The sequence below is a fragment of the Polaromonas sp. genome (assembly GCF_049790275.1).
Classification (GTDB): Bacteria; Pseudomonadota; Gammaproteobacteria; order Burkholderiales; family Burkholderiaceae_C; genus Polaromonas.
This window is the reverse complement of record NZ_JBAQYR010000044.1, coordinates 1-2,934: the sequence shown is the minus strand read 5'-3', so window position 1 is coordinate 2,934 and position 2,934 is coordinate 1. Positions and strand designations below refer to the sequence as shown.

At 60.6% G+C, this 2,934-nt stretch carries 3 protein-coding genes and 1 pseudogene; 3 read left to right on the top strand and 1 reads right to left on the bottom strand.

Annotated features, from left to right (window positions below):
* Positions 1-443 (bottom strand): annotated as a pseudogene (locus WA904_RS05785) (PD-(D/E)XK nuclease family protein); the annotation flags it as partial.
* A 210-nt stretch (positions 444-653) separates the two neighbouring features.
* On the opposite strand from WA904_RS05785, the gene trxA reads away from it, so the two are divergent.
* From trxA to WA904_RS05770, 3 genes are all read left to right on the top strand, one after another.
* A complete protein-coding gene (gene trxA / locus WA904_RS05780) occupies positions 654-986 on the top strand; it encodes a thioredoxin TrxA (RefSeq protein WP_077594529.1) in 333 nt (110 codons plus the stop codon).
* Between the two features lie 258 nt (positions 987-1,244).
* Positions 1,245-2,507, top strand: coding sequence for a transcription termination factor Rho (gene rho / locus WA904_RS05775; RefSeq protein WP_425196174.1), 1,263 nt, complete (start codon positions 1,245-1,247; stop codon positions 2,505-2,507).
* Between the two features lie 289 nt (positions 2,508-2,796).
* Positions 2,797-2,934, top strand: a 138-nt coding sequence (locus WA904_RS05770) for a 50S ribosomal protein L31 (RefSeq protein WP_425196175.1), incomplete at its 3' end; no start/stop codon positions are given.

The window sequence follows — 2,934 nt, the reverse complement described above, 5'->3', positions numbered from 1 at the left end:
CTCCAGGCCCGACGTCCGGCCGGCGTGACGGCCGCGGCCACACCGGCGAGGCTCCACGCCGCTTCAACCAGCCGGCCCGCCAGTGCATCCTGCTGGGCGCCCAGGCCCGCGCGGCTCAGCAGCGATGCAGCCGTCAGCATGTCGACCGCCACATCCATGCGCAAATCGTCTCCAGAAGGCATGTGCAGGCCCAGCGTGCCGCCCAGGCCGCTGGCCCAGTTCATGGTGGTTTCAAAACGGGGAACAAAAAAAGTCTCGCCCGCCTGCGCAGCCCAGGCACGGCGTGCCTGCTGGATCAGCTGGGCGTACGGCAGCAACACCACAACCTCTGCCGGGTGGACGCCGCGCGCCCGCACCACTGCTGCCAGCTGGCCCATGGCCTGTTGCCAGCACAGCGCATCAGGCGTGGGCAATGCGGCGTCGGCGGTCGGGGCAGGTGGCATGGCGGGGTTTAGGGAAGACTGTTCGCAAGAAGGAAATGTGCAAAGTCCGTGAAATGAAGCGGGCGCGGTGGGCAAAAGCCGTGAATTGAATAATCACTATCGGAGCCATAGCCCCGGCGTGCCCGACCCGGCCACTTGCTTTCTGCCACAATGACTGCAACTTCAGACCCTAACGTATCGTAACCATCCTAACCAGACAAAGGAGCCGCCATGGCGAGCGAACTGATCAAACATACCACTGATGCCACCTTCGAAGCCGATGTGCTGCAAGCCTCCAAACCGGTGCTGGTGGACTACTGGGCCGAATGGTGCGGTCCGTGCAAGATGATTGCCCCGATTCTGGACGAAGTGGCCACCGGTTACGACGGCCGCCTGCAGATCGCCAAGATGAATGTGGACGAAAACCGCGACATTCCCGCCAAGTTCGGCATCCGCGGCATCCCCACCCTGATGCTGTTCAAGGACGGCCAGCTGGCCGCCACCAAGGTCGGCGCCATGAGCAAGGCCCAGCTGACCGCTTTCATCGACCAGCAACTGGCCTGAGCAGGCCATGCCTGAAGCCGCGAAGAACCCTGTCCCTGCACAGGTTCTTCGTGCGCCATCCCGCCTGAAGTGAGCCGCACACCCCCTGCCGGACCCGCATAATCCCCCTGATTTTCCTGTCATAATGGCCTTGTTCGCTGACCGGCTGCTGCCGGTTGGTTCGAGTTCCCGGTTTGTGAAGCCCCTCTAGCTTCCATTCAAACCTCCCCCGTTTTTTAAATGACTCCGCGAGGAGTTCACTTCACGCAAGGTTTCCCCATGCATTTAAACGAACTCAAGGCACTGCACGTGTCTGAAGTCCTCAAGCAGGCCGAGGAGCTTGAGATTGAAAACACCGGCCGCATGCGCAAGCAGGAGCTGATGTTCGCGATCATCAAGAAGCGCTCCAAAACCGGGGAAACCATCGTGGCCGACGGCGTGCTGGAAGTGCTGCCCGACGGCTTCGGCTTTTTGCGGGCACCGGACTCCAGCTACACCGCATCCACCGACGACATCTACATCAGCCCCAGCCAGATCCGCCGCTTCAACCTGCACACCGGCGACATGATTGAAGGCGAAGTGCGCACCCCCAAAGACGGCGAGCGTTACTTTGCACTGAACAAGCTCGACAAGGTCAACGACGGCCCGCCCGAAGCGAACAAGCACAAGGTGATGTTCGAGAACCTGACGCCGCTGTTTCCTCGCGAGCAGTTCAAGCTCGAACGCGACATCAAGGCCGAAGAAAACCTGACCAGCCGCATCATCGACATCATTGCCCCCATCGGCAAGGGTCAGCGTGCCCTGCTGGTGGCGCCGCCCAAGTCCGGCAAGACCGTGATGATGCAGAACATCGCCCACGCCATTACCGCCAACTACCCGGAAGTGGTCATGATGGTGCTGCTGGTCGATGAGCGCCCGGAAGAAGTGACCGAAATGCAGCGCAGCGTGCGCGGCGAAGTGATTTCCTCCACCTTCGATGAACCCGCCGCACGCCACGTGCACGTCGCTGAAATGGTGATTGAGCGCGCCAAGCGCCTGGTCGAGCTCGGCAAGGACGTCGTGATCCTGCTGGACTCCATCACCCGCCTGGCCCGTGCCTACAACAATGTGCTGCCCTCTTCCGGCAAGGTGCTGACCGGCGGCGTGGACGCCAATGCCCTGCAGCGCCCCAAGCGCTTCTTCGGTGCCGCCCGCAAGATCGAAGAAGGCGGCAGCCTGACCATCATCGGCACCGCACTGGTCGATACCGGCAGCCGCATGGACGAGGTGATCTTTGAGGAGTTCAAGGGCACCGGCAACTGCGAGATCCACCTGGACCGCCGCCTGTATGAAAAACGCGTGTTCCCGGCCATTCACCTCAATCGCAGCGGCACCCGCAAGGAAGAGCTGCTGCTGGCCCCGGAAATCCTGCAAAAGTCGCGGATTTTGCGCCAATTCATGTACAACATGGACGAAATCGAGTCCATGGAGCTGATGCTCAAGAACATGAAGGCCACCAAGAACAACCACGAGTTCTTTGACATGATGCGAAGGGGTGGGTAGCCCCCACGTTCGCTCACTGCGTGTAGCTCCCGAGGCCTTGCAGGCCGCCGCTCGCCAGAGGCGTCGCTTCTGTCGCCTGTCCAAAGCTGCTCAAGCAGCTTTGGAGCCGCAGGCTCCAGCCCCTCGGGGGCGCTGCGCCTGCGGACTGGCAAAGCCAGATCCGCGGCCCCGGTTGGCAAAAAATCATTCAAATCCGCGCTAAGTGCTTGATTTAATGGCATAATGCGAGGCTGTCCGGAAAGTGCTCAAAAATGGTTTGAGTGGCTCCCGAAACGAACAAGGAAAGATCATGAAAGAAGGCATTCACCCCAATTACCGCGAAGTTTGTTTCCTGGACATGTCCAACAACTTCAAGTTTGTGACCCGCTCCTGTGCCAACACCAAAGAAATGGTGAAGATGGAAGACGGCCGCGAACTGCCCCTGTAC